The organism is uncultured Tateyamaria sp. (assembly GCF_947504105.1).
Lineage (GTDB): Bacteria > Pseudomonadota > Alphaproteobacteria > Rhodobacterales > Rhodobacteraceae > Tateyamaria.
Genome location: NZ_CANNGP010000033.1, coordinates 20,924 through 41,046, shown reverse-complemented (window position 1 = coordinate 41,046; position 20,123 = coordinate 20,924). Strand labels below are relative to the sequence as shown.

Here is a 20,123-nt window from a genome sequence, read left to right as displayed (position 1 = left end):
CAAAGATCACCGAAGTGCCCGCATCGGATCTGGTTTTTTGCGATACTCTTTACCGAGGAAGAGAAAAACGAGTTCGGAAACGATTGTGAGGCTCCGGTTGTTATATCCGTTCAGGATGCTGCTGTATTCGAAGAGTTAATGCCTGAGTTTTCAAGAGACATACGGAACTATGTGCGGGTGACCTCGGAAAAGGCGCTTAATGCCCTGGATGCTTTTCACAAAGCTGGCAAGGACCAGGTGGATACTTGACGGCATTGGGCTGACGGCAGTCAACTTTCCAGCCCCATCAGATGCCGGTTTCGTCCCGTACAGCGACCGTCCCACAGGCCATGCCCCTGCAGGACATCGTATATCGCGCGTCTGCAAGTTTTAACGCAAGTCGTTAACGCTTAACGTTCTTGAACAGACCGTTACCGACGTCATCACAACAAAAATGTGCAGTTTGACGGTCAAACTGTGCAAATCGCCTAAAAGGGACCATTTCCGGCCCGATTACCCAGCAGGAAAACGCGCAGTTTCAAACGAAAACTGTGCAGTTTCGCCACCCTCTGCCCAACGTATGGCGCGTTAAGATGTTCACGATCAGTCCACCCGCCGGGTCAGCAACGCCACCGGCGCATCCTCGGCCCGTACGAAATCAAGCGCCGGTTTCTCGGCCACCGCCGTCAGGCGCTTGAACTCATACCGCATCTCGCCCGCCTCTTCATCGGACGCCACGATCAGGCATTGGAACAAATGGATCGCCCCGTCATACAGGTCGACATAGCCACGCAGATGTGGCGCTGCATCCGCCTGCATGGAAAACCCGGTCTTCCACATGCGCAGAACCGGGTACGTCACACCGTCGGCAGCAAGGCGTAACCGCGATGCCGCTTTCAACGACTGCAAGCGCGCACTGTCGAGGCCGGCTTGCACTTCCTTCGGTACGAATGTCGACATGGCAGTCTTTCCTTTCGCTCCCCACGCCAGAAGATGACTCGAAAATGAGTCGTTCCAGTTAAATTCCAATGACATCCCACGAGTCTTTCAGGATGTGGCTTTCCTGTGACTCCGGTTTTTTCATATGTGTGTGCACAGACGCAGGCGCAATGCGCGCGTCCAACGCTTTGCGGGCAATCCCGCGACCGCTACATCAAACCCGGCACAAGCAGGAGAAACAACATGGGTCTATTGGTGGACGGTGTCTGGCACGACCAGTGGTACGACACGAAATCAAGCGGCGGGAAATTCCAGCGCAGTCAGGCCAAGTTTCGCAACTGGATCACCGCCGATGGCGGCGCGGGCCCATCGGGGTCTGACGGCTTCAAAGCTGAAAGCGGACGCTATCACCTCTACGTCTCATATGCCTGCCCATGGGCACATCGGGCCCTGATCTTCCGCAACCTCAAGGGTCTGACGGATCACATCGGTGTCTCGGCCGTGCACCCCGACATGATGTCCGATGGCTGGACGTTCGAAACGGACGACAAGGGCGCCACCGGCGATCGTCTCTACAGCCTGCCCTTTGCCCGCGACATCTATACCAAGGCTGATCCACAGTTTTCGGGCCGTGTCACCGTACCAATCTTGTGGGACAAACAGCGCGAAACCATCGTGAGCAACGAAAGCTCCGAAATCATCCGCATGTTCAATTCCGCGTTCGACGGTATCACCGGCAACAGCGACGACTATTGGCCCGAAGACCTGCGGGATGCCATGGCCCCCGTGAATGACCGCATCTACGACACGCTCAACAACGGTGTCTACAAGTCGGGCTTTGCCACCACGCAAGAGGCATATGACGATGCCGTGCACCCCCTTTTTGATACGCTCGACTGGTTGGAGGGTCGTCTGTCCACGTCACGCTATCTGATGGGCAACCAGATCACCGAGGCCGACTGGCGGCTCTTTACCACGTTGGTGCGGTTCGATCCGGTCTATCACCTGCACTTCAAATGCAACCGCAAGCGGCTGATGGATTACCCCAACCTCTGGGCCTACACGCGCGAACTGTATCAGGTCCCGGGCGTGGCGGGGACCGTGAACATGGACCACATCGTGCGCCACTATCACTACAGCCACGAAAGCATCAATCCGCACCGGATCGTACCCATCAACGCCGTCATCGATTTTGCGGCACCCCACGGGCGCGACGCGGTCAGCTGACCCCGTAATGCTCAACCATCGCCGCCAGATCCTCTGGCGGTGTCCCCGCGGGGACAAAGGCGCAGGCATTGCTGGAATGGTTGAAGATCGACCCGTCCGAAAAAAAGGAGGTATCGGTCACGAAGATGACGCGCGCATTGGGATGGCGGTAGCTCGCGAAATCGGACACCGCCAATGCACTCCCGTCTCCAAGAACAAGATCCATCACGATGATGTCTGCCGCATGTTCTGACAGGTATTCGACAGCCTCATCCTGCCCCCGAACCAGAGACACAACGGCGCCTTGACGCTCAAGATGTCGTTTCCACAACACCCCCAGCTCAGGCCGACTCTCTACAATCAATACATTCATATTCACTCCGAGCCACCCCAACGCGGCCCCGCCTGTAAACTACTGGGCAAGATTGTCTTAACAATCAGTTAACGTTTCCGATAATTCGTTAACGCATTCACATTCCCTTGAAAACTGCGCGGCATTCCGCTTTTTGCAAGCTGGATGTCGCCGAAACGGACGTAAACGACATAGGAGGCTTGCATTTTGCTGCGGAAAAGAGATCACGGGGGAGGCCTTGATGATGCGATCAAACAGTATGGTGGGCACCGCGAAGATTGGGTCGACTTGTCAACCGGCATTAATCCGCACGCATACCCGGTGCCGCCAATCACACCCGATGCCTGGACCGCATTGCCCGATACGGCAGCAGCCACGCGACTGACAACGGCCGCCCATCGGTTCTGGTCGGTGCCGCGTGCCGCAGGGGTACTGGCCACGCCCGGTGCATCCTCCATCATTGCACAAATCCCTCGTCTTGCGCCGCCGGGTACGGCGCGCATCCAGACACCCACCTACAACGAACACGCGGCCAGTTTCACAAACCACGGTTGGACCCTATCCAACGATGGACAGGCCGACGCCTGCGTTCTGGTGCATCCGAACAATCCCGACGGGCATATGTGGGCCGTCAAAGATGCAAACGCCAAGCTGACGGTGATCGACGAAAGCTTTTGCGACGTCACCCCTCAGTCCAGCCTCATTGCACAAGCAGCGCAGCCCGGAACACTCATCCTCAAAAGCTTTGGCAAGTTCTGGGGGCTTGCTGGCCTGCGGCTTGGCTTCGTGATTGGGGATCCAGCACTCATTGCACGCCTCACGGATATGCTGGGCCCGTGGCCTGTGTCCGGCATCGCGCTCGATGTCGGGGCACTGGCACTCGAGGATAAAAAGTGGGCTACCGACACCCGAACCAGACTGGCAACAGACGCGCACCGGCTCGACACGCTGATGGCGGCGCGCGGGGCCGATCTGGTCGGTGGTACATCCCTGTTCCGGCTTTACGACGTCGGCGACGCAGCCGCCTTTCAACAGCGCTTGGCGCAAGCCCATATCTGGAGCCGCATCTTTCCCTACAGCACGCGCTGGCTGCGCCTGGGCCTGCCCGCAGCGAAGGACTGGCAGCGGGTCGAGGCGGCGCTTTGAATAGCCTCGTCATCCTTGCGCTTGCACTGTGCCTCGACGCCATTGCGGGCGAACCGCGCTGGCTCTGGTCTCGCGTGCCGCATCCGGCAGTTCTGATGGGGCGGACAATTGGCGCATTGGACAAACGGTGGAATACCGAACCCGGCGCGAGGGTCAAAGGTGCTCTGGCCATCGCGCTTATTGTCATCGTCGCTGCGGCAACCGGCTGGGCCATCAGCCAACTCGGCTGGCTTGCCGAAGTGATCGTCACCGCCATTCTGCTGGCACACCGGTCGCTCGTTTCGCATGTAACCGCCGTTGCCAACGGATTGCGCCAGTCGGTCGAAGAAGGCCGCCGCGCCATCCGCATGATCGTCAGCCGCGATGTCAGCACGTCTTCATCCTCGCAAGTCACACGCGCCGGGATCGAAAGCCTGTCCGAGAATTTCAGCGATGGCGTGATCGCCCCGGCCTTCTGGTTTCTGATTGCGGGTGTGCCCGGCATCCTGATCTACAAGGTGGTCAACACGGCGGACAGCATGGTGGGCTACCTCACCCCGCGCCATGCAGAATTCGGCTGGGCTGCCGCACGTCTGGACGATGTGCTGAACTGGATACCCGCACGACTGACGGGCGCGCTGATCGCTCTTGTCGGTGGTGCCGTGTCGCAATGGCACATGATCAGATCGGACGCGCGCCTGCACCGATCCCCGAACGCGGGCTGGCCCGAGGCCGCCATGGGCCACGGCATGGACGTCGCGCTGGCGGGACCGCGCAGCTACCACGGACAGGTCGAAGACTTGGCATGGGTGAATGGCCGCGGTCGACGCGACCTGAACCCGACCGACATTGACAGCGCCATATCTATCGTGTGGAAAACTTGGGGTCTGGTTGTCGGTATTCTTGGTCTTTTAGGGTTTTTCATATGCGTATTTTGAAACAGGTCTTGGCCGCGGCCGCGGTGGCCGCCTTACCAGGGCTGGCATTGGCGAGTTGCGGCGGCAACTTCTCGGCCTTCAAGGACAACCTGAAATCCGAAGCAGTGTCGCGCGGCATATCCGCCGAAACAGCGGATCGTTTTCTCGCCTCTGTGCGTCAGGACCCGGCGGTCCTGCGCGCCGACCGTGCCCAAGGCGTATTCCAACGCCCATTCATCGATTTTTCCCGTCGCCTGATTTCGCAAAACCGCATCAACGCTGGCAAGGCCAAGGCGCGGCAATGGGATTCTGTGTTTGACCGGGTCGAGCGCGACTATGGCGTGGACCGCAACGTCCTTCTGGCCTTCTGGGCCTTCGAGACGGATTACGGCGCGTTTCAGGGCGATTTCAACACCGCCAACGCGCTCGTCACACTCGCACATGACTGTCGCAGGCCAGAACTGTTCCGCCCACAGGTATTCGCAGGGATGGAGTTGTTTGCGCAGGGGGATTTTGACCCGCAACGCACGACCGGTGCCTGGGCAGGTGAGATTGGCATGGTGCAAATGCTACCCGCCGACATCATCGAAAATGGCGTGGATGGCGATGGCGACGGGGCCGTGCGTCTGAAATCATCTGCTCCAGATGCCCTGCTTTCCGGCGGCAAGATGCTTAAGCATTTCGGCTGGCGCGCGGGTGAACCATGGCTACAGGAAGTCACCGTGCCCGCCGATATGGATTGGAGCCTGAGCGGGGCGGGCAAACCGCAAAGCGTGGCACGCTGGCAGGCCCTTGGCGTGGAGGCGCGCAGCGGCGCGCTCTCGAACCTGCCGGCCTCCCTGATCCTACCACAAGGACGCAAGGGACCTGCCTTCCTCGCCTATCCCAACTTCGATGTGTATTTCGAGTGGAACCAGTCATTCACATATGTCCTGACCGCCGCCTATTTCGCAACACGGCTGGGCGGGGCGCAGGTCTATGACGCAGGCAACCCCGAGCCTGGGCTTGGGGCTGATCAGATGAAACGCTTACAAACCAAATTGCAGGCACGCGGGCACAACGTAGGTAAGATCGATGGCATTCTAGGCGCCGGAACGCGGGCCGCTGTTCAAGCCGAACAGACGCGGCTGGGCCTGCCGGCCGATGCCTGGCCAACGCAGGCGTTGCTCAACCGCCTATAACTGCGGACGTTTGTAATTTGGTAAGTTTCGGCGTATATTCTAACCATCGATAGTTGTTGTTCAGGTACTCACCGAATAACAGACCTGGCAGAGCGGCTACTCTACCGGGTCACTCTTTTCAGGTCACAGCCCGATAATCATAACGGCCAGCGTCACCAGCGCGATTACAACCATCCACTTTCGATAGTTGTTTTCTGACAGAGTACTCACCTACTTGCGCGGCCCATTTGGGACCGCACGTCTGAGGTAAGAGCGAAAGATTAACTCAAAGTTGAATTAGCGTGACGCACATCTTGCCCTACGCAACAAGCGTCTCGGCTTTCTTCAGGTCCACCGACACCAGCTGGCTGACCCCCTGCTCGGCCATGGTCACACCGAACAACCGATCCATCCGCGCCATCGTCACGGCATGGTGCGTGATGATCAGGAACCGCGTATCGGTCCGGCGGCACATCTCGTCCAGCAGGTCGCAGAAACGCGTCACGTTCGCGTCGTCCAGCGGCGCGTCCACCTCGTCCAGCACACAGATCGGCGCCGGGTTCGCCAGGAACACGGCAAAGATCAACGCCATGGCCGTCAGCGTCTGTTCCCCACCCGACAGCAGGCTCAGCGTCGACAGCTTCTTGCCGGGCGGCTGACACATGATCTCAAGGCCAGCCTCCAGCGGGTCCTCGCTTTCGACCATGACCAGGTTCGCCTCACCGCCACCAAACAGGTGGGTAAAGAGCAACGAAAAGTTCGAATTCACCTGCTCAAAGGCGGTCAGCAACCGCTCGCGCCCCTCGCGGTTCAGGCTGGCAATGCCGCTGCGCAGGGTCTTGATGGCCTCTTCCAAATCGGCCTTTTCACTGACAAGCGTATCATGCTCTTCCTGCACCTCCTTGGCGTCTTCCTCGGCCCGCAGGTTCACCGCACCCAGCGCATCGCGCTGACGCTTCAGGCGCCCCACCTCGGTCTCCAACGCCTCCGCACCCGACATCTGATCAGGTGTAACATCCAGCGCAGTCAGCAACTGATTAGGTGTCATCTGCTGCTCTTCAGCAATCCGCTCGGCGGCATAGGATACGGTCTCGCGCGCCGCTTCCGCCCGCGCCTCGGACCGCGCCCGCGCCTCGCGCGCCTCGGAGGCCAACCGCTCGGCTTCACGCTCGGCAAGCGTCGCATCGCGCAACACGCCCTCACCCTCGGACAACGCGTTGGCGGCCTCTGCCTTGCGGGCCTCGGCCCGCGCAATCTCTTCGCTCAGCGCCTCACGCTTGGCGGCCAACTCGGCAGGCGCCGCCTGCGCCGTCTTCAGATCGGCCTCCGACGTGACCTTTCGGTCCACCAGCTCCGCAGTGCGCCGCTCCGCCGTCTCCAAGCGATGCTTCCAGCCGCTCACTTCCTTGGTGATCTCTTGCGCGCGCTTCACACGCGCCTCGCCTGTGCGGCGCAGATCATCATGGGCCGACCGGCGCGACATCATGGTGATGCGGGCCGCCTCGACGGTCATGCGCAGGTCCTCAACCTCGGCCCGCGCCAGCTCAAGATCAGGCAAGTCAGCCAGCGCCGCCTCGGCCTCGGACACGCGGGCACGGGCGGCCATCGCATCCTCTTCATGGCGGGTCACCGCAAGACCAAGAGACTCCAACCGCCCCTCTGCCAGATTGCGATCAGCCTCGGCCCGGCTCAGGGCACGGGCGGCATCCGCCACCATCCGATCGGCCTCACGACGGGCATTACGGGCCTGCTTATCGGCCTCGGTCAACTCGGCCATGCGGGCCGTCAACGCCTCATGCGCCTGCCGCGCCCCATCGGCGCGGGACGTGGCGCGCTCCAGCGACTGCTTCAACTCTTCCAGCCGGTTCAACTGCTGCAGGCGCAGGGCCGCCGCACTTGGCGCATCCTCGGCCCAGGCACGGAACCCATCCCAGCGCCACACATCGCCTTCCTGCGACACGAGCCGCTGACCGGGCTTCAATAAGGGCTGCAAACGGGCCGCATCGTCCGCCTCAACCAACCCGATCTGCGACATCCGACGGACCAGAACATCCGGCACCGACACGTGCTGGGTCAGGGCCGTGACACCGTCCGGCAAGGGCTGATCAGTATCGTACGGGGGCAACACCGCCCACCCCGACGGACCATCTGCATCGACCTCTGGCGCACGCAGATCATCCGCCAAAGCCGCGCCAAGCGCCTTTTCGAACCCTTGTTGCACTTGCAAGCGGTCCAGGATCTGACCACCCTCGGCCGTGTCCCGCTCCACCAGCTTGGCTAGCGCACCCGCCTCGGCGCGCAGAGCATTCATCTCGCCCTCGGCCTCGGACCGCTCGGCCCGTGCATCCGCCTCGCGCGACTGTGTTTCGGCCCGCGCTTCCTCGGCAGAAATCAACGCAGCGTCAGCACGTTTGGCCGTGGCCTCGGCGTCGGTCGCTGCAACCTGTGCAGCCTCGAAATCCACGCCAGCCTTGTCCAGCGCCGCGCCGCTGGTCGCCACGGCGGCACGCGCCTTCTCGGCCTCGGCCTCTGACTTCGTCTCAACCTTACGGCTGTCCTCCAGCAAACGCTGGGCAGACCCGTGGCGGGCCGCCAAACGCGCCACATCCTCAGTCTTGTCAGACTGATCGCCCTCGCGGGCTTGCAGCACCTGCCCGGCCTCGCGCGCAGCCTCAGCAGCCGCCGCCAGCAAGCCGTCGTGACCCTCGCTCGCCTTGGCAATCTCGGCTGCTTCCCACTCAAGTCGTTCGATGGTCTCGCCCGCGTCCTTGTTCAACCCACCTTCGCGTTCGATGTCGCGGGCCAGTTGGGCAATGCGCCCCTCAAGGGTCTCAATCGCCTGCTCCGCCTGCTGCTCCTGATCGGACAGCGTATCGCGCTGGACGGCCAGACGCTGCAACACGGCAGCCGCAATCGCGTCTTCCTCGCGCAAGGGTGGCAGGGCATCCTCGGCCGCAGCCCGCGCCTTGGCCGACACCTGCACAGCTCCCTGGGCTTGCGCCGCCGCAGTTGTCCGGCCCTTCAACTCCTCATCTGCAGCCGCGCGCGCATCATCCGCTTCGCGCCAGCGACGATACAGCAACTGCCCCTCGGCCTTGCGCAGACTGTCGCCAATCTCGCGATAGCGCGCCGCCTGTCGTGCCTGCCGCGCCAGTTGGGACAATTGCGCCGCCAACTGTTCAGTCACATCATCAACGCGGGCCAGGTTCTGTTCAGCGCCCTTCAGCTTCAACTCGGCTTCATGTCGCCGCTGATACAGGCCCGAAATGCCCGCTGCCTCTTCCAGAATCCGGCGTCGGTTCTTCGGCTTGGCGTTGATCAGTTCGGCAATCTGCCCCTGCCGCACCAGCGCAGGCGAATGCGCGCCCGTAGAGGCATCGGCAAACAGCATCTGCACATCGCGCGCCCGCACATCCTTGCCGTTGGTCTTGTAGGCGCTGCCCACGTCCCGCGTGATCCGGCGCACGATCTCAAGCACATCCTGATCGTTGAATCCCGCCGGGGCCAGACGCTCGGAGTTGTCGATATGCAGGCTGACCTCGGCGAAGTTGCGGGCGGGTCGCGTGGCCGCCCCGGCAAAGATCACGTCTTCCATCCCGCCGCCGCGCATCGCGGTGGGGCGGTTTTCACCCATCACCCAGCGCAGCGCTTCCAGCAGGTTCGACTTGCCGCACCCATTCGGACCCACAACACCGGTCAGCCCATCCGCGATGATCAGATCGGTGGGATCCACAAAGGACTTAAAGCCCGTCAGTCTGAGTTTCGAAAAGCGCAAGCGCGCACCTCTGGCCTGAGTCTTACTGGACTGGCATCGTGGACGGTGTTCCGCAGCCCTGTCAACGCCAACACCCCAGAATGTGCGGGAAGCCGCAGGTTATCCACAAGATATTGCGGTTTGCGACCTCAGATCACGGTGCAATCCACGTCCAGAACGAGTTCATGCGTCGCTGGACTGACATAGCTGTCCAGCGTGTAACAGCTGTATTCGCCTTGTGGCTTCAGCCGATCAATCGGTGGGCCACCCTTGCCGCAATCCAGGATGCCAGTGGCCAGCGCCTGATCGCCCCGCACTTCCTTGACCTTACAGCCGCTCACAATCTCCATCGCCATGGCTGCGCGTTGGCGGATCGGGCCAAAGCGCGGGGCATATTCCATGTTGGTGCGCAGCGCCTCGGCCAGACGCCCCCGGACACGCACATCAAAGGTTGATCCGTCAACAGTGACCGTCGTGGCGGGCAGGCCGCGAAAATGGGGACCGGGCGTGTTGCAGGCGGCCAACGCCATCAGGAAGGGCGGTATCCAACGCATTTGCGTACATGAGCAGGCCTACGGTTAAGAATGGATTAACGCATCAGCGTGCGTTGCGTTAACCACCGCTTCTGCGTCCGTTGGGGGTGTACAGGGGGTGTACGGATGCTGCACGGGGGGTGACACCCTGCTTTCGGCGGTAATCTCCATGAAAGCAAGGTAAATGCGAGCACCGACTCAGGGCACATTCACGCAATTGCACCCCCAGGCCATTGGTCATATGATTTTACCAATTCGACCGGAGTCCTCATGCCCTTTCGCCCCGTCCAACCCGACAAACTCTCCGCCGCCGTGATCCGGCAGATCGAGCAATTGATCCTGCGCGGCATCCTGCGGCCCGGCGAACGCCTGCCCCCCGAACGCGAGCTGGCCGAGCGCATGGGTGTCTCTCGCCCCTCCCTGCGCGACGCCATCGGAACCTTGCAAGAGACGGGCCTGTTGGTGGCAAAACCGGGCGCAGGCGTCTATGTGGCAGACGTTCTGGGATCGGCCTTTGCCCCTGCTTTGACCGAGCTTTTCGCCCGCCATGACGAGGCTGTGTTCGACTACCTCAGCTTCCGCCGGGACATGGAAGGTCTGGCGGCAGAACGCGCCGCTCGGCTCGCCTCGGACACTGACTTGGCCGTTGTGCAGAAGGTCTTTGAAAAGATGGAAGCCGCCCATCCCAAGCGCAACGGAGAGGAAGAGGCGCAGCTTGATGCGCAGTTCCACATGGCGATCATCGAAGCCAGCCACAACGTCATCATGCTCCACATGATGCGGTCGATGTACCAGCTGCTCCGGGACGGTGTGTTCTACAACCGGCAGGTCATGTTCAAGCAACGCACGACGCGGCAAGCCCTACTGGACCAGCACCGCCAGATCAACGAGGCCCTACAGGGCCGCGACCCGGACGCCGCGCGGTCGGCTGTGCATGCCCATCTGGACTATGTTGAGCGGGCGCTCCGCGATCAGCAAAAGGCCGAACACAACGAAGAGATTGCACGCCAACGGCTGGATCACGAAACCGGAACGTAATCCAAAGGACGCGCTGCGCGCGACTACATCTTTGGGGGCTCTGCCCCGCTGCTCGCGCGCCTCCCCGTCGTATTTCCAGTCAGAAGAAACAAAAAACCCCGGTGCATTTGCCCGGGGTTTTTAATTGGTTGCGGTGTCGACCCGTCAGTGCAGACGTGCGTCTACCTCGGCAATGGCGTCGTCGATCAGCTTGTTGCCGTCCGTTGCCGTCATCTGCTTGGCGATCACGTCACGGGCCGCTTGGACAGCGACCACAGCAGCGGTGTCACGCACCTCTTTGACGGCACCAGCTTCGGCAGAAGCAATCTGATCCGTCGCTGCAGCAAGGCGGCGCTCGATGGACACTTTCAGGTCCGCACGCGCTTGTTCGGCGGCAGCTTCCGCGTCCTTCTTGGCCTGTTCGACAATCTTGTCCGCCTGTCCCTGCACTTCCTTTTGCTTGCGCTCGTATGACGCCAGCAAAGTCTGTGCTTCTTCACGCAGGGCGCGGGCTTCATTGATCTCGGACTGGATGCCGCTTGCGCGGTCGTCCAGCATTTTCGAGATCATGCCGGGCACCTTGAAGTAGAACAGGACGGCGATGAACAGGATGAAGGCAACCAGAACGATGAAGTCCGTGTTGCTCAGCTTCCAGAAATCTGCCGAGAACGGGTTTTTCGATGCGGCCATGGCCGGACCAGCAGCCAGAACGGCCAGCGATGTCAGGGTGAGATAACGCATGGTCTTAACCTTTCATCCGGGCTGTGACGGCTGCCGTGATGGACTTGGCATCGGCCTTGCCACCCATGAGGGCCACGATGTCCTTGGCCGCGTCCTTGGCCACCACTTTGACGGCGTCCTGAGCTCCGGCGCGAATGTCGGCAATCGCCTTTTCGCTCTCGGCCGCCTTGGCAGCAATCTCTGCGTCCGCCTTTTCGATGGCGACGTCCAGATCGGCTTGGATGGCCGCCTTGGTCTCGCCCGCGATGCGTTGCGCTTCGGCACGTGCGTCGGCCAGTGCCTTGTCATAGGCCGCCTCGGCAGACTCCGCCTTGGCCTTCAGATCTTCGGCCGCGGCGATGTCATTCGTAATGGTCCCCTGCCGTTCGGCAAGGATGGCCGCGATCCGCGGCAGGGCCACGCGCGACAGCACGAAATAGATAACGACGAGGGTCACAAGCAACCAGAACACCTGGTTGTCGAAAGTTCCCACGTTCAGCTGCGGCATACCCGGAGGCGCGCCAATCGCCACCTCACCTGCAGCATTTGTATTTTCTGCCATAACAGTCGTTCCCCTGAGGTAGCCCTGCGATCAGGGCCGAATTGCGAGCCATACATCGGGCAGCGTGACTGTATCACGCCGCCCGACCGTAAGGAATGTCGCCAGAGAAGCTTAGACGGCGAACATCAGCAGCAGAGCGACGAGGAACGAGAAGATCCCCAGGGCTTCTGCAAAGGCGATGCCGATGAACAGGGTCGCGGTCTGACCGGCGGCTGCCGATGGGTTGCGCAGGGCGCCAGCGAGGAAGTTGCCAGCGACGTGGCCCACACCGATAGCGGCTGCGCCGGAACCGATTGCTGCCAGGCCTGCGCCGATGTGTGCGAGTTCACCTTCCATGAGAATTCTCCTTACGATTGGAAGTTAGTAGATGTGTCCGGCGGGATCAGCCCCGCCATTCATTAGTGATGCGGGTGCAATGCGTCCTTGAGATACACGCATGTGAGGATTGTGAAGACGTAGGCCTGGATGGCCGACACCAGCACTTCGAGCCCGTAGATCGCCATAACGCCAATGATGGCGACAGGCGCGATAGCTGCGACTTGGGCAAAGCCAGCGAACACTTTCAGAACTGCGTGGCCCGCCATCATGTTGCCAGCAAGACGAATGGAGTGGCTGACGGGGCGCACGAAGTACGAAATGATCTCGATGATTGCGAGGACCGGGCGCAGTGGCAGCGGCGCGCTGGAAACCCAGAATAGCCCGAGGAACGAAGCGCCGTTTTTGACAAACCCCAGTATGGTGACGGCGAAGAACACACCAAAACCAAGGATTGCGGTGACGGCGATATGCGACGTGGTCGTGAACGACATCGGGATCAGGCCAAGGAAGTTGGCACAGAGGATGAACATGAACAGCGTCATGATGTAGGGAAAATACTTGATCCCGTCCTTGCCGGTCACATCCTCGACCATCTTGTAGACAAAGCCATACATCAGTTCGGCAATGGATTGGCCGCGGCCCGGAACAGTGGCGCGCTTGGACGTGGTCAGAACCATCAGGCCGATGATCGCAAGGATCGCAAGGGCCAGCCACAGCGTCACGTTGGTGATGGTGTACCAATGCACGTCATAGCCACCACCGAACAACGGTTTGACTTCGAACTGATCCATCGGGTGGAATGAAAGTCCACTACCTTCACCGTGCGCTTCGTCTGCCATCCGGCTTTCTCCGTCCTAGCCCCGCGGGGCGTCATCCTTGTCGGCCTCTTCGGCCTCTCGCATGCTCTGAACCTCTTTCGCACTGCGCATCATTGTTTTGACACCGGCCGCGAAGCCCAGAAAAATAAATATGATCATGAGAAACGGAGAGGTGCCAAACAGTGCGTCCAACCCGTATCCCATGCCAAACCCGATCCCCAGACCGGCCACTAGCTCAATCACCATGCGCCAGGCCAACTGGGCCTGAGAGTGATGATCCGGTGTACGAGGTTTCGGGGCGTGCTCTTCCTTAGCAGCGTCGATTTTGGCGCTCAGGGCCTTCAGTCGGTCTGCGTCTTCGGGGTCGGTCACGCGCCTTTCATCCCGTCATTTGGTTCGAAGGTTGGATATGGCGCGGGGCGACGTGAGTCAACGCAGCACAGGTGCGCAGAAATCACCGCCTTAGCCATTGTTTTAATTGTACATTTCTCGGCACCTATCGACACAAGACAACCCGCCGCACCCTCTGAAACCGGCAAATTGAGCCAATTCCGTCATTCAACCATCTGGTTGATTTTCATCCGAGCGCAGCGCTCGTGTATGATCCAGCAGCCATGTGCGCACGGATCGGACGGCCTTGCGCCGCCCCGCTTGTCCACTGGTCAGCAGATGGAACGCCCCCAACCGAAACCCGACATCCGACAGGCGCACCAAACGCTCGGATACAACCTCCACAGCCGCACAATCCGCCGACCCCATATAAAGACCGGCACCGTGTATCGCCGCTTCGAACGCAAGCGGCATGCGCGCACGCCACTCCCCCTCGTTGACAAGGGCGGGATCAAACCCGGCAATCGCGCACCATTTCGTCCAGACAAGTTCGTGCCGATCTCTGAACAGTTGATACCGACCCAAATGTTCGACGCGGATGCGATTGTCGGGAACTAGCCCCGGGGCGGCGTAGGGAAACAGCTTTGCATCGCTGATCAAGTCCGATGGCACATCCAGGACACCCTTGTGGGCAAAGCGGATGGCCATATCCGCCTCGAACCTATCCAAATCCGCCAATTGATCCGAAGCGATCAGACGCAACTCGATCTCCGGCAGATCGTTTTGAAGCTTTCGCAGCAGCGGCGCGATCACCTTGGTTGCGAAAAGCGGTTCACTGTTGACCACCACGCGCCCCGCTGGCGTGTCTGCCAAGCCCTCGGTCGCTTCCGCAATCACATCAAAGGCCGGACGGATCCGCTGCATGTAGTGACCACCTTCAGCCGTCAGCGTGACACCACGCGACGCATCCCGGAACAACTGGACCCCCAGCCGCGCCTCCAGACCCCGCACATGGCGGCTGATCGCAGAATGGCTCACGCCCAATTCTTCTGCCGCACGGCTGAAACTTTCGTGGCGGGCGGCCGCTTCGAAGGCGCGCAACGCGTTTAGCGGGGGCAATGTGCGGGCCATTTCGCTCACCTGTGCAAAAACTGCACAAGTGATGTCAGGGAACTCTGTTTGTGGCAATGCCGAACTTCGGGCAAACTGCAAGCATTCCCCAACACACGAGGCTTCTCATGCTCACCATCCATCAAAACGCGCTTTTGCGCGCACTCTCCACTTGTGCGAATTTCATGCAATCCAGGCGCAAGATCAAACCAACCAAGGGTACCGCGTTGCCCCCGATGACTGACCAGATCGCGCGTGACATCGGGCTCACAGCGCATCAACGCGCGCTCATGTCACACCGCTGGCCGTCGCGTGAAAGCAGACACCCATACCTCTGATCGCTTCCCCTTGGCCTCGGCGCCCGGTATGACAGGCCATGGCCGATCCGCTCGACACCGTCTTTTCCGCACTCGCCGACCCCACGCGGCGGGCGATCCTGACGATGTTACTCGAGGATGACATGGCCGTCACCGACGTGGCCGAACCGTTCGAGATGTCGCTTGCTGCGATCTCCAAGCACCTGACGATCCTGACACGCGCCGGGTTGATCCAACAGGAAAAGCGCGGGCGCGTGAAATGGTGCAAACTGGACCCCGACGCAATGCGCGGGGCCTCGGTGTGGATGCAGGGATTTGGCCAGTTCGAGCCCGTGAACATGGATGCGTTCGAACGGTTCCTGGCCGCAGAGTTGTCAGAGGGTGACCCGCTCTGACCGATGTCACGGACGCGCTACCGCCCGCACGCCTTCGAATGGTGCGGAGTGCAGTTATCATGCCTAATACTGTTGAAGACGACAGGACGCCACACGGCGTGTTCCACCGACGCGGGGCATTTCTGCCCTTGTCGCAGGCCCGTTTGTCGCGGGGGGCGGGTGAGTGCCGCGTCGCGTTTGGAGCCTGCAACAGATCATCTACCAAGCACACATGTCTATGCCGGGCTTGGACATTCCCAATTCGGGCACTTCATGTTGGAAAGCCTTGTACGCTTGTGAGCATTGGATCACCTCGATACCGCGCCCGACGGCCTGGTCGTTCCGACACGGGTACAAATGCACATGGAGTCCATGCTACAAAGCGTTCTGGCCCCTTTGCAAACCGTTTTTCGCGACGGACTGCCCGTGAGTGTGATAGGGACGCCGACCCGGATCGACAGGTTGGTGTTGCCAACTCCGGGGTTTGGGCATGGCCCCTGGCTGAGCGACACGCCGGAATTCCGCGCCTATATCAAAAAGAGGTGTGCCCGAATCGACGTGGATGGCCCGGAGAAGCTCTATCTTTCGCGGCGCCGTCATAAACGTGACCATCAGCTGGTCGACCGCGATGATGGAGAACGCGGGCTACTTCATCTTTCATCCGCAAGAGTACCATCTGGAAGTTCAGCTCGGCGTCATTCGCGCCGCACGATACATTGTGGGTTCAAATGAATCCGCGTTTCACCTCGCGCCATTTGCCATTCGGTCGGACGCACGCGCCACCATTTTGATGCGCGGTAATCGGCGTGAGATGCTGTCATACCTGTCTACTCAGATGCAAAGTTCGCTGGCCCCAAACCGGTCCTGATCGATCCGCGTGAGCGCCCGCTGTCAGGTGAAACGCCTGCGCCATTGTCATTGGACGCACTCCGCAGGACGCTGTCCGAAAACGGGTTTCTTTATGCGCGCTCTTCATCCCGGAGGAGAAGCGACAGTGCTACAATGGTCAGGCCCACGCCAACCCAAACGATGCCCGGCGGCACGCCGTTGCCCAGCGCCACCTCCCACAGGATCACCCAACTGGGGGTGAGGTAGGTATAGGCCATGACCTTGGCCGATGGCAGGCGCAGGGTGGCAAACTGTAAAAGCACAAAGGTGGCGGCAGAGGCAAAGATCGACACATAGATCAGTGTGACCCAGACAATACCGGGCAGATCGGTCCACGGCGTCGCTACCAGATCGCGCCAGCCCCACAACGTCAGCAGAACGGCCCCGGCAATGAGCATCCCAAAGGTGAACACAACGGCAGGCTCGCCCCGGTTCATCTTGCGCACCATGGGTGTGTAGATCGCGTGGCTGACGCAACCGACGAAATAGATGATTTCACCACGACCGACCTCAAATGCCAAAAAGGCGGACAGGTCGGCACGGAAAATCACCCAAAGCGCGCCTGAAGCCCCAACTGCAAGGCCCAGCGCCATGCGGGGTGTTGTGATCTGTCGCAGCAATACATAACCAAAGACGCCCGACATGACCGGGGTGAGCGTAAAGACAGCAGCCGCACTGACCGGCGCGGCCGTCTTCAAACCCTCGAACATGAGCACGAAGTAGATCGCGAACAGCCCACCCAACATGGCGTAGCGCCACGGCGCTTGTAGGGCTGTGCGCGGCACCCCGCCCCGCACCACAACTGCCACACCGATGACGAGGGCCGCGATCCAGAACCGGGCCGCATTCAGGGCAGCCGGTGCAATTTCATTCGCAGCCATGGCACCCAGCGAAAAGGATCCGGCGACCAGCGCCGAAAACAGCAGCATGGCCGCATGACCGCGCAAACCTGCGCTCACAAGACGTGCCACCCCTTGGACTTTTCCTTGAGGAAGGTCAGGAACGCCTGCACCTTGTTCGTACGATGCAGATCCACGTGAGTCACAAGCCAAAGGGGCGATGACCAATCCTCGCGCGGGGTCACGATTTCAACCAAGTCGGGATTTGCCCGCGCCTCCATCACAGACAAGAACCCAATACCCGCACCGGCCAAAACCGCCTGCTCTAAGGCACGCACATCGGTCGAGCGGAAGGTGATATCATCTTCGGCCACCTGACTGCGTAGCCATTTGTGGAAAGGCGCGCGGTTGTCTGCAGAGTCGTGGCTGACAAAGCGGTGGCCCTTGGTCGTCGCAATATCCTCCGGGTGCCCATGTTCAGCGATGTATGTCTTGGTCGCATAAAGACCCATGGACTGGCGCACAAAGGGCTGCACAACATTGTCCGGCTGATCCGGTGCGTTCCCTGCCCGGATGGCCACATGGGCCTCACCATATTCAAGGCGAAACAGCCGTTCACCGGTCAGGTAGCGTACGACAACGTCCGGATGCTTCTGCTGGAACTCGGTCAACACCGGCGCCATGCGTGGCGCCATGGTGACCAGTGAGGTGACGACCAGCTCGCCCGACACTTCGGTCCCGCGCCCCTTGATCCGACCGACCAACTGACTGAACTGGTCATCCGTGGCCTGTGCTACGCGGAACAGATCATCCCCCGCCTCGGTCGGGGTATAGCCCCGGGCGTGGCGCTGAAACAGCTTCACCCCCAAACGCCCCTCGAGCGCATCGATGTGGCGGATAACAGTCGCGTGGTGCACGCCCAGAACTTCAGCCGCCCCGCTGACCGTGCCCATCCGGGCAACCTGATAGGCGGTCTTGATCTCATCCCAATTGTCCATAGGCCAAAAGCTCTTTGTGCAAATCCCAACAGATGCTGTTGAGTCTTAGGAATTGCGTTCGAATTTGCAAGGCCCAATTCTACCGGCACACCGCAGTCAATTCCCACACCGAGGACCCGACCATGACCATCCTGCACATCGACAGTTCCGCCTGCACCCAAGGCTCCGTGACACGTGACCTGACCTCCGACATCGTATCGAAACTCGGCGGCGACGTGATCCGCCGGGACCTGACCGAAGCGCTGCCTCAGATCAACGAAACCTGGATCAACGCCAACTTCACGCCGGCTGATGACCGCGACGCGGCACAGCGCGACACGTTGGCGCTGTCGGACAGCCTCGTGGACGAATTGAAAGCCGCTGACACCATCGTCATCGGCATGCCGGTTTACAACTTTGGCGCCCCCGCCGCATTGAAGGCGTGGATCGACCTGATCGCCCGTGCCGACCTGACCTTCAAATACAGCAAAACCGGACCCGTCGGCCTGTTGGACGGCAAACGCGCGATCATCGCCGTGGCAACCGGCGGCACATCCGTCGGAAGCGAGGTCGACTTTGCCACGGGCTACCTGAAACACGTACTGGGTTTTACCGGCATCCACGATGTCGAAGTAATCGCTGCGGATCGTGTCATGGCTAACGGAGAAGAAGCAGTAAGGAACGCCAAAGCAGAGATCGCAAAACTCGCCGCCTGACGGACAGATCGGCACGGTGGAAAACCGTCTCGCGGATCGACCCGTGGGGCGGGTTCACCGTTGCATGGTGCGCAGGTGCGAAGATAGCGTCGCAATATGACTGTCGTGCGCAACATGCCCAGCCAACTGATCCTGGCCCACGCGCCGTGGATACTTGGGGGTGGGCTGATCATCTGCATCATCGCCTGTGCGGCGGCTGGCCTTGCGGTGATGGCAGCGGGCGAAACGAGTGGGCTGTTAACCGTGCTGCTGGGGGCAGGAGTACCGCTCGGCATCTTCGCAATGGCCGTCAAACGCGATCAGGTCATCTTTGACGCCAATGCGGGTACGGTAACAGTCCAGCGCCGTACGCTCTTCAAGTATCAGAATGCTAAGTACAGGTTGGATGCGGTGCGCAAGGTCGAAATTGACGATTTCTCGGACACCGCACGTCCAACCCTGACCTTCCATGATGCCACCGCACCCTACCCATTGGTCGAAGCCTACATGTCTGGCAACGGCCCCCGCCGGTCGGCACGTGCGATCAACGATTGGCTCAGCGCATATCGGCGCTCCGCTTAACGGCCACCCCAAATGTCTGCGTCACTAAACCCCATATCGGTCAGATCCGGGGCACGTCTTTGGGCGTCGTCGTCCCAAGCCATGTAAAACTCATCAAGCTGCGGCGGCGGCACAGGCGTCATGCTCAAAAGGGCATGTACCTGCCCCCGGTGATGGATCTGGTGCTGGATCAGGTGCAGAAAGGTGCGATCGAACCGCTCTGCCTGTACGCCGCGATCACGGGGCATCTGCACAAGGCGTGACGGGTCCGGCAGGATTGCATCCTCCGTCAATGAGATCAGGCGGCGATCCACATCGCGCTGCGCTGCCCGCAAGACGGACATATCGGGATGCGGCACCTCCTCGACAAAAGCGGATGGGCCGACACACGCACCTTCCAGCGCAGAAACGTAAAACAGGTCAACACTCAGAATGTGATTGAGCGTGGCGATGATCGACCCGAAGAAAGATGGGCGTGGCGCCGCCAGCTCTTCGGCATTCAGGCCCGCGCATGCGCGGTGCAAGCGATAATTGGACCAGGCGTTGTTGTAGGCTTGCGGCGCAAAGAGAGGTGTCATTGGGCAATGTCCCTTTCCGGTTCTGCTTGGGGAGAATCTGCCAGGATTTGATCA

At 60.6% G+C, this 20,123-nt stretch carries 22 protein-coding genes; 9 read left to right on the top strand and 13 right to left on the bottom strand.

Annotated elements, in window-relative coordinates:
* Positions 1-582: 582 nt before the first annotated feature.
* Positions 583-939 (bottom strand): hypothetical protein, encoded by a 357-nt coding sequence (locus tag Q1A75_RS17575; protein ID WP_299548791.1) that lies wholly within the window; start codon positions 937-939, stop codon positions 583-585.
* Between the two features lie 222 nt (positions 940-1,161).
* On the opposite strand from Q1A75_RS17575, the gene Q1A75_RS17570 reads away from it, so the two are divergent.
* Complete coding sequence (locus Q1A75_RS17570) at positions 1,162-2,145, top strand: glutathione S-transferase family protein (protein WP_299548788.1); 984 nt, start codon at positions 1,162-1,164, stop codon at positions 2,143-2,145.
* Here Q1A75_RS17570 and Q1A75_RS17565 read toward each other — a convergent pair.
* Positions 2,138-2,497 carry a response regulator gene (locus Q1A75_RS17565; protein ID WP_299548785.1) on the bottom strand — a complete coding sequence of 120 codons (360 nt, stop codon included), beginning with the start codon at positions 2,495-2,497 and terminating at the stop codon, positions 2,138-2,140. The two genes, Q1A75_RS17570 and Q1A75_RS17565, sit on opposite strands and share 8 nt — an antisense overlap.
* Before the next feature lie 183 nt (positions 2,498-2,680).
* Between Q1A75_RS17565 and cobD the strand changes: the two genes are divergently transcribed.
* Genes cobD through Q1A75_RS17550 form a run of 3 tightly spaced genes read left to right on the top strand, consistent with a single transcriptional unit; the run spans position 2,681 to position 5,699 of the window.
* Positions 2,681-3,622, top strand: a complete 942-nt coding sequence (gene cobD, locus Q1A75_RS17560; protein WP_299548834.1) for a threonine-phosphate decarboxylase CobD — start codon at positions 2,681-2,683, stop codon at positions 3,620-3,622.
* A complete protein-coding gene (gene cbiB / locus Q1A75_RS17555; protein ID WP_299548782.1) occupies positions 3,619-4,539 on the top strand; it encodes an adenosylcobinamide-phosphate synthase CbiB in 921 nt (306 codons plus the stop codon). Before cobD ends, cbiB begins: the two co-directional genes overlap by 4 nt.
* The gene (locus Q1A75_RS17550; RefSeq protein WP_299548779.1) at positions 4,527-5,699 is read left to right on the top strand and encodes a lytic murein transglycosylase; all 1,173 of its coding nucleotides are present in this window, start codon (positions 4,527-4,529) and stop codon (positions 5,697-5,699) included. The genes cbiB and Q1A75_RS17550 overlap by 13 nt, the downstream gene beginning before the upstream one ends.
* Before the next feature lie 298 nt (positions 5,700-5,997).
* On the opposite strand, the gene smc is transcribed toward Q1A75_RS17550, so the two are convergent.
* Positions 5,998-9,453: a chromosome segregation protein SMC gene (gene smc, locus Q1A75_RS17545; RefSeq protein WP_299548776.1), complete on the bottom strand. Its 3,456-nt coding sequence runs from the start codon at positions 9,451-9,453 to the stop codon at positions 5,998-6,000.
* Positions 9,454-9,581: 128 nt separating this feature from the next.
* Entirely contained in the window at positions 9,582-9,986 is a 405-nt protein-coding gene (locus tag Q1A75_RS17540) for a hypothetical protein (protein ID WP_299548773.1), read from the bottom strand.
* A 249-nt stretch (positions 9,987-10,235) separates the two neighbouring features.
* On the opposite strand from Q1A75_RS17540, the gene Q1A75_RS17535 reads away from it, so the two are divergent.
* Positions 10,236-11,003: an FCD domain-containing protein gene (locus tag Q1A75_RS17535; RefSeq protein WP_299548770.1), complete on the top strand. Its 768-nt coding sequence runs from the start codon at positions 10,236-10,238 to the stop codon at positions 11,001-11,003.
* Between the two features lie 144 nt (positions 11,004-11,147).
* Here Q1A75_RS17535 and Q1A75_RS17530 read toward each other — a convergent pair whose 3' ends face one another.
* The 6 genes from Q1A75_RS17530 to Q1A75_RS17505 all read right to left on the bottom strand — a co-directional run bounded on the left by Q1A75_RS17530 (position 11,148) and on the right by Q1A75_RS17505 (position 14,861).
* Positions 11,148-11,723 (bottom strand): F0F1 ATP synthase subunit B, encoded by a 576-nt coding sequence (locus tag Q1A75_RS17530; RefSeq protein WP_299208166.1) that lies wholly within the window; start codon positions 11,721-11,723, stop codon positions 11,148-11,150.
* Between the two features lie 4 nt (positions 11,724-11,727).
* A complete protein-coding gene (locus tag Q1A75_RS17525; RefSeq protein WP_299548767.1) occupies positions 11,728-12,264 on the bottom strand; it encodes a F0F1 ATP synthase subunit B' in 537 nt (178 codons plus the stop codon).
* Between the two features lie 111 nt (positions 12,265-12,375).
* Positions 12,376-12,600, bottom strand: a complete 225-nt coding sequence (locus tag Q1A75_RS17520; protein WP_015496525.1) for a F0F1 ATP synthase subunit C — start codon at positions 12,598-12,600, stop codon at positions 12,376-12,378.
* A 62-nt stretch (positions 12,601-12,662) separates the two neighbouring features.
* Positions 12,663-13,421, bottom strand: a complete 759-nt coding sequence (locus tag Q1A75_RS17515; protein ID WP_299548764.1) for a F0F1 ATP synthase subunit A — start codon at positions 13,419-13,421, stop codon at positions 12,663-12,665.
* Between the two features lie 15 nt (positions 13,422-13,436).
* Positions 13,437-13,772, bottom strand: coding sequence for an AtpZ/AtpI family protein (locus tag Q1A75_RS17510; RefSeq protein ID WP_299548761.1), 336 nt, complete (start codon positions 13,770-13,772; stop codon positions 13,437-13,439).
* A 186-nt stretch (positions 13,773-13,958) separates the two neighbouring features.
* Positions 13,959-14,861, bottom strand: coding sequence for a LysR family transcriptional regulator (locus Q1A75_RS17505; RefSeq protein WP_299548758.1), 903 nt, complete (start codon positions 14,859-14,861; stop codon positions 13,959-13,961).
* Between the two features lie 355 nt (positions 14,862-15,216).
* On the opposite strand from Q1A75_RS17505, the gene Q1A75_RS17500 reads away from it, so the two are divergent.
* Entirely contained in the window at positions 15,217-15,552 is a 336-nt protein-coding gene (locus tag Q1A75_RS17500) for a metalloregulator ArsR/SmtB family transcription factor (RefSeq protein WP_189368186.1), read from the top strand.
* A gap of 541 nt (positions 15,553-16,093) precedes the next feature.
* Positions 16,094-16,399 carry a hypothetical protein gene (locus Q1A75_RS17495; protein ID WP_299592605.1) on the top strand — a complete coding sequence of 102 codons (306 nt, stop codon included), beginning with the start codon at positions 16,094-16,096 and terminating at the stop codon, positions 16,397-16,399.
* A 91-nt stretch (positions 16,400-16,490) separates the two neighbouring features.
* Here the strand turns inward: Q1A75_RS17495 and Q1A75_RS17490 are convergent, their stop codons facing one another.
* A complete protein-coding gene (locus Q1A75_RS17490; protein ID WP_299548831.1) occupies positions 16,491-17,378 on the bottom strand; it encodes a DMT family transporter in 888 nt (295 codons plus the stop codon).
* On the bottom strand, positions 17,375-18,256 hold the full coding sequence (locus tag Q1A75_RS17485; RefSeq protein ID WP_299548753.1) for a LysR family transcriptional regulator: 882 nt from the start codon (positions 18,254-18,256) through the stop codon (positions 17,375-17,377). Before Q1A75_RS17485 ends, Q1A75_RS17490 begins: the two co-directional genes overlap by 4 nt.
* Positions 18,257-18,378: 122 nt before the next feature.
* Between Q1A75_RS17485 and Q1A75_RS17480 the strand changes: the two genes are divergently transcribed.
* Together Q1A75_RS17480 and Q1A75_RS17475 are read left to right on the top strand one after the other, a co-directional pair.
* A complete protein-coding gene (locus Q1A75_RS17480) occupies positions 18,379-18,951 on the top strand; it encodes an NAD(P)H-dependent oxidoreductase (protein WP_299548750.1) in 573 nt (190 codons plus the stop codon).
* A gap of 96 nt (positions 18,952-19,047) precedes the next feature.
* Positions 19,048-19,512: a hypothetical protein gene (locus Q1A75_RS17475; protein ID WP_299548747.1), complete on the top strand. Its 465-nt coding sequence runs from the start codon at positions 19,048-19,050 to the stop codon at positions 19,510-19,512.
* On the opposite strand, the gene Q1A75_RS17470 is transcribed toward Q1A75_RS17475, so the two are convergent.
* Positions 19,509-20,069: a DinB family protein gene (locus Q1A75_RS17470; RefSeq protein ID WP_299548744.1), complete on the bottom strand. Its 561-nt coding sequence runs from the start codon at positions 20,067-20,069 to the stop codon at positions 19,509-19,511. The genes Q1A75_RS17475 and Q1A75_RS17470 overlap by 4 nt on opposite strands.
* Between the last annotated feature and the right edge of the window lie 54 nt (positions 20,070-20,123).

Coding starts and splice junctions, on each gene's coding strand:
- Q1A75_RS17570 (WP_299548788.1), top strand. CDS start 1,162: ATGGGTCTATTGGTGGACGGTGTCTGGCACGACCAGTGGTACGACACG.
- Q1A75_RS17505 (WP_299548758.1), bottom strand. CDS start 14,861: ATGGCCCGCACATTGCCCCCGCTAAACGCGTTGCGCGCCTTCGAAGCG.
- Q1A75_RS17515 (WP_299548764.1), bottom strand. CDS start 13,421: ATGGCAGACGAAGCGCACGGTGAAGGTAGTGGACTTTCATTCCACCCG.
- Q1A75_RS17530 (WP_299208166.1), bottom strand. CDS start 11,723: ATGCGTTATCTCACCCTGACATCGCTGGCCGTTCTGGCTGCTGGTCCG.
- Q1A75_RS17475 (WP_299548747.1), top strand. CDS start 19,048: ATGACTGTCGTGCGCAACATGCCCAGCCAACTGATCCTGGCCCACGCG.
- Q1A75_RS17480 (WP_299548750.1), top strand. CDS start 18,379: ATGACCATCCTGCACATCGACAGTTCCGCCTGCACCCAAGGCTCCGTG.
- Q1A75_RS17525 (WP_299548767.1), bottom strand. CDS start 12,264: ATGGCAGAAAATACAAATGCTGCAGGTGAGGTGGCGATTGGCGCGCCT.
- Q1A75_RS17500 (WP_189368186.1), top strand. CDS start 15,217: ATGGCCGATCCGCTCGACACCGTCTTTTCCGCACTCGCCGACCCCACG.
- Q1A75_RS17540 (WP_299548773.1), bottom strand. CDS start 9,986: ATGCGTTGGATACCGCCCTTCCTGATGGCGTTGGCCGCCTGCAACACG.
- Q1A75_RS17550 (WP_299548779.1), top strand. CDS start 4,527: ATGCGTATTTTGAAACAGGTCTTGGCCGCGGCCGCGGTGGCCGCCTTA.
- Q1A75_RS17535 (WP_299548770.1), top strand. CDS start 10,236: ATGCCCTTTCGCCCCGTCCAACCCGACAAACTCTCCGCCGCCGTGATC.
- Q1A75_RS17485 (WP_299548753.1), bottom strand. CDS start 18,256: ATGGACAATTGGGATGAGATCAAGACCGCCTATCAGGTTGCCCGGATG.
- Q1A75_RS17470 (WP_299548744.1), bottom strand. CDS start 20,069: ATGACACCTCTCTTTGCGCCGCAAGCCTACAACAACGCCTGGTCCAAT.
- Q1A75_RS17565 (WP_299548785.1), bottom strand. CDS start 2,497: ATGAATGTATTGATTGTAGAGAGTCGGCCTGAGCTGGGGGTGTTGTGG.
- Q1A75_RS17575 (WP_299548791.1), bottom strand. CDS start 939: ATGTCGACATTCGTACCGAAGGAAGTGCAAGCCGGCCTCGACAGTGCG.
- Q1A75_RS17495 (WP_299592605.1), top strand. CDS start 16,094: ATGGCCCGGAGAAGCTCTATCTTTCGCGGCGCCGTCATAAACGTGACC.
- Q1A75_RS17520 (WP_015496525.1), bottom strand. CDS start 12,600: ATGGAAGGTGAACTCGCACACATCGGCGCAGGCCTGGCAGCAATCGGT.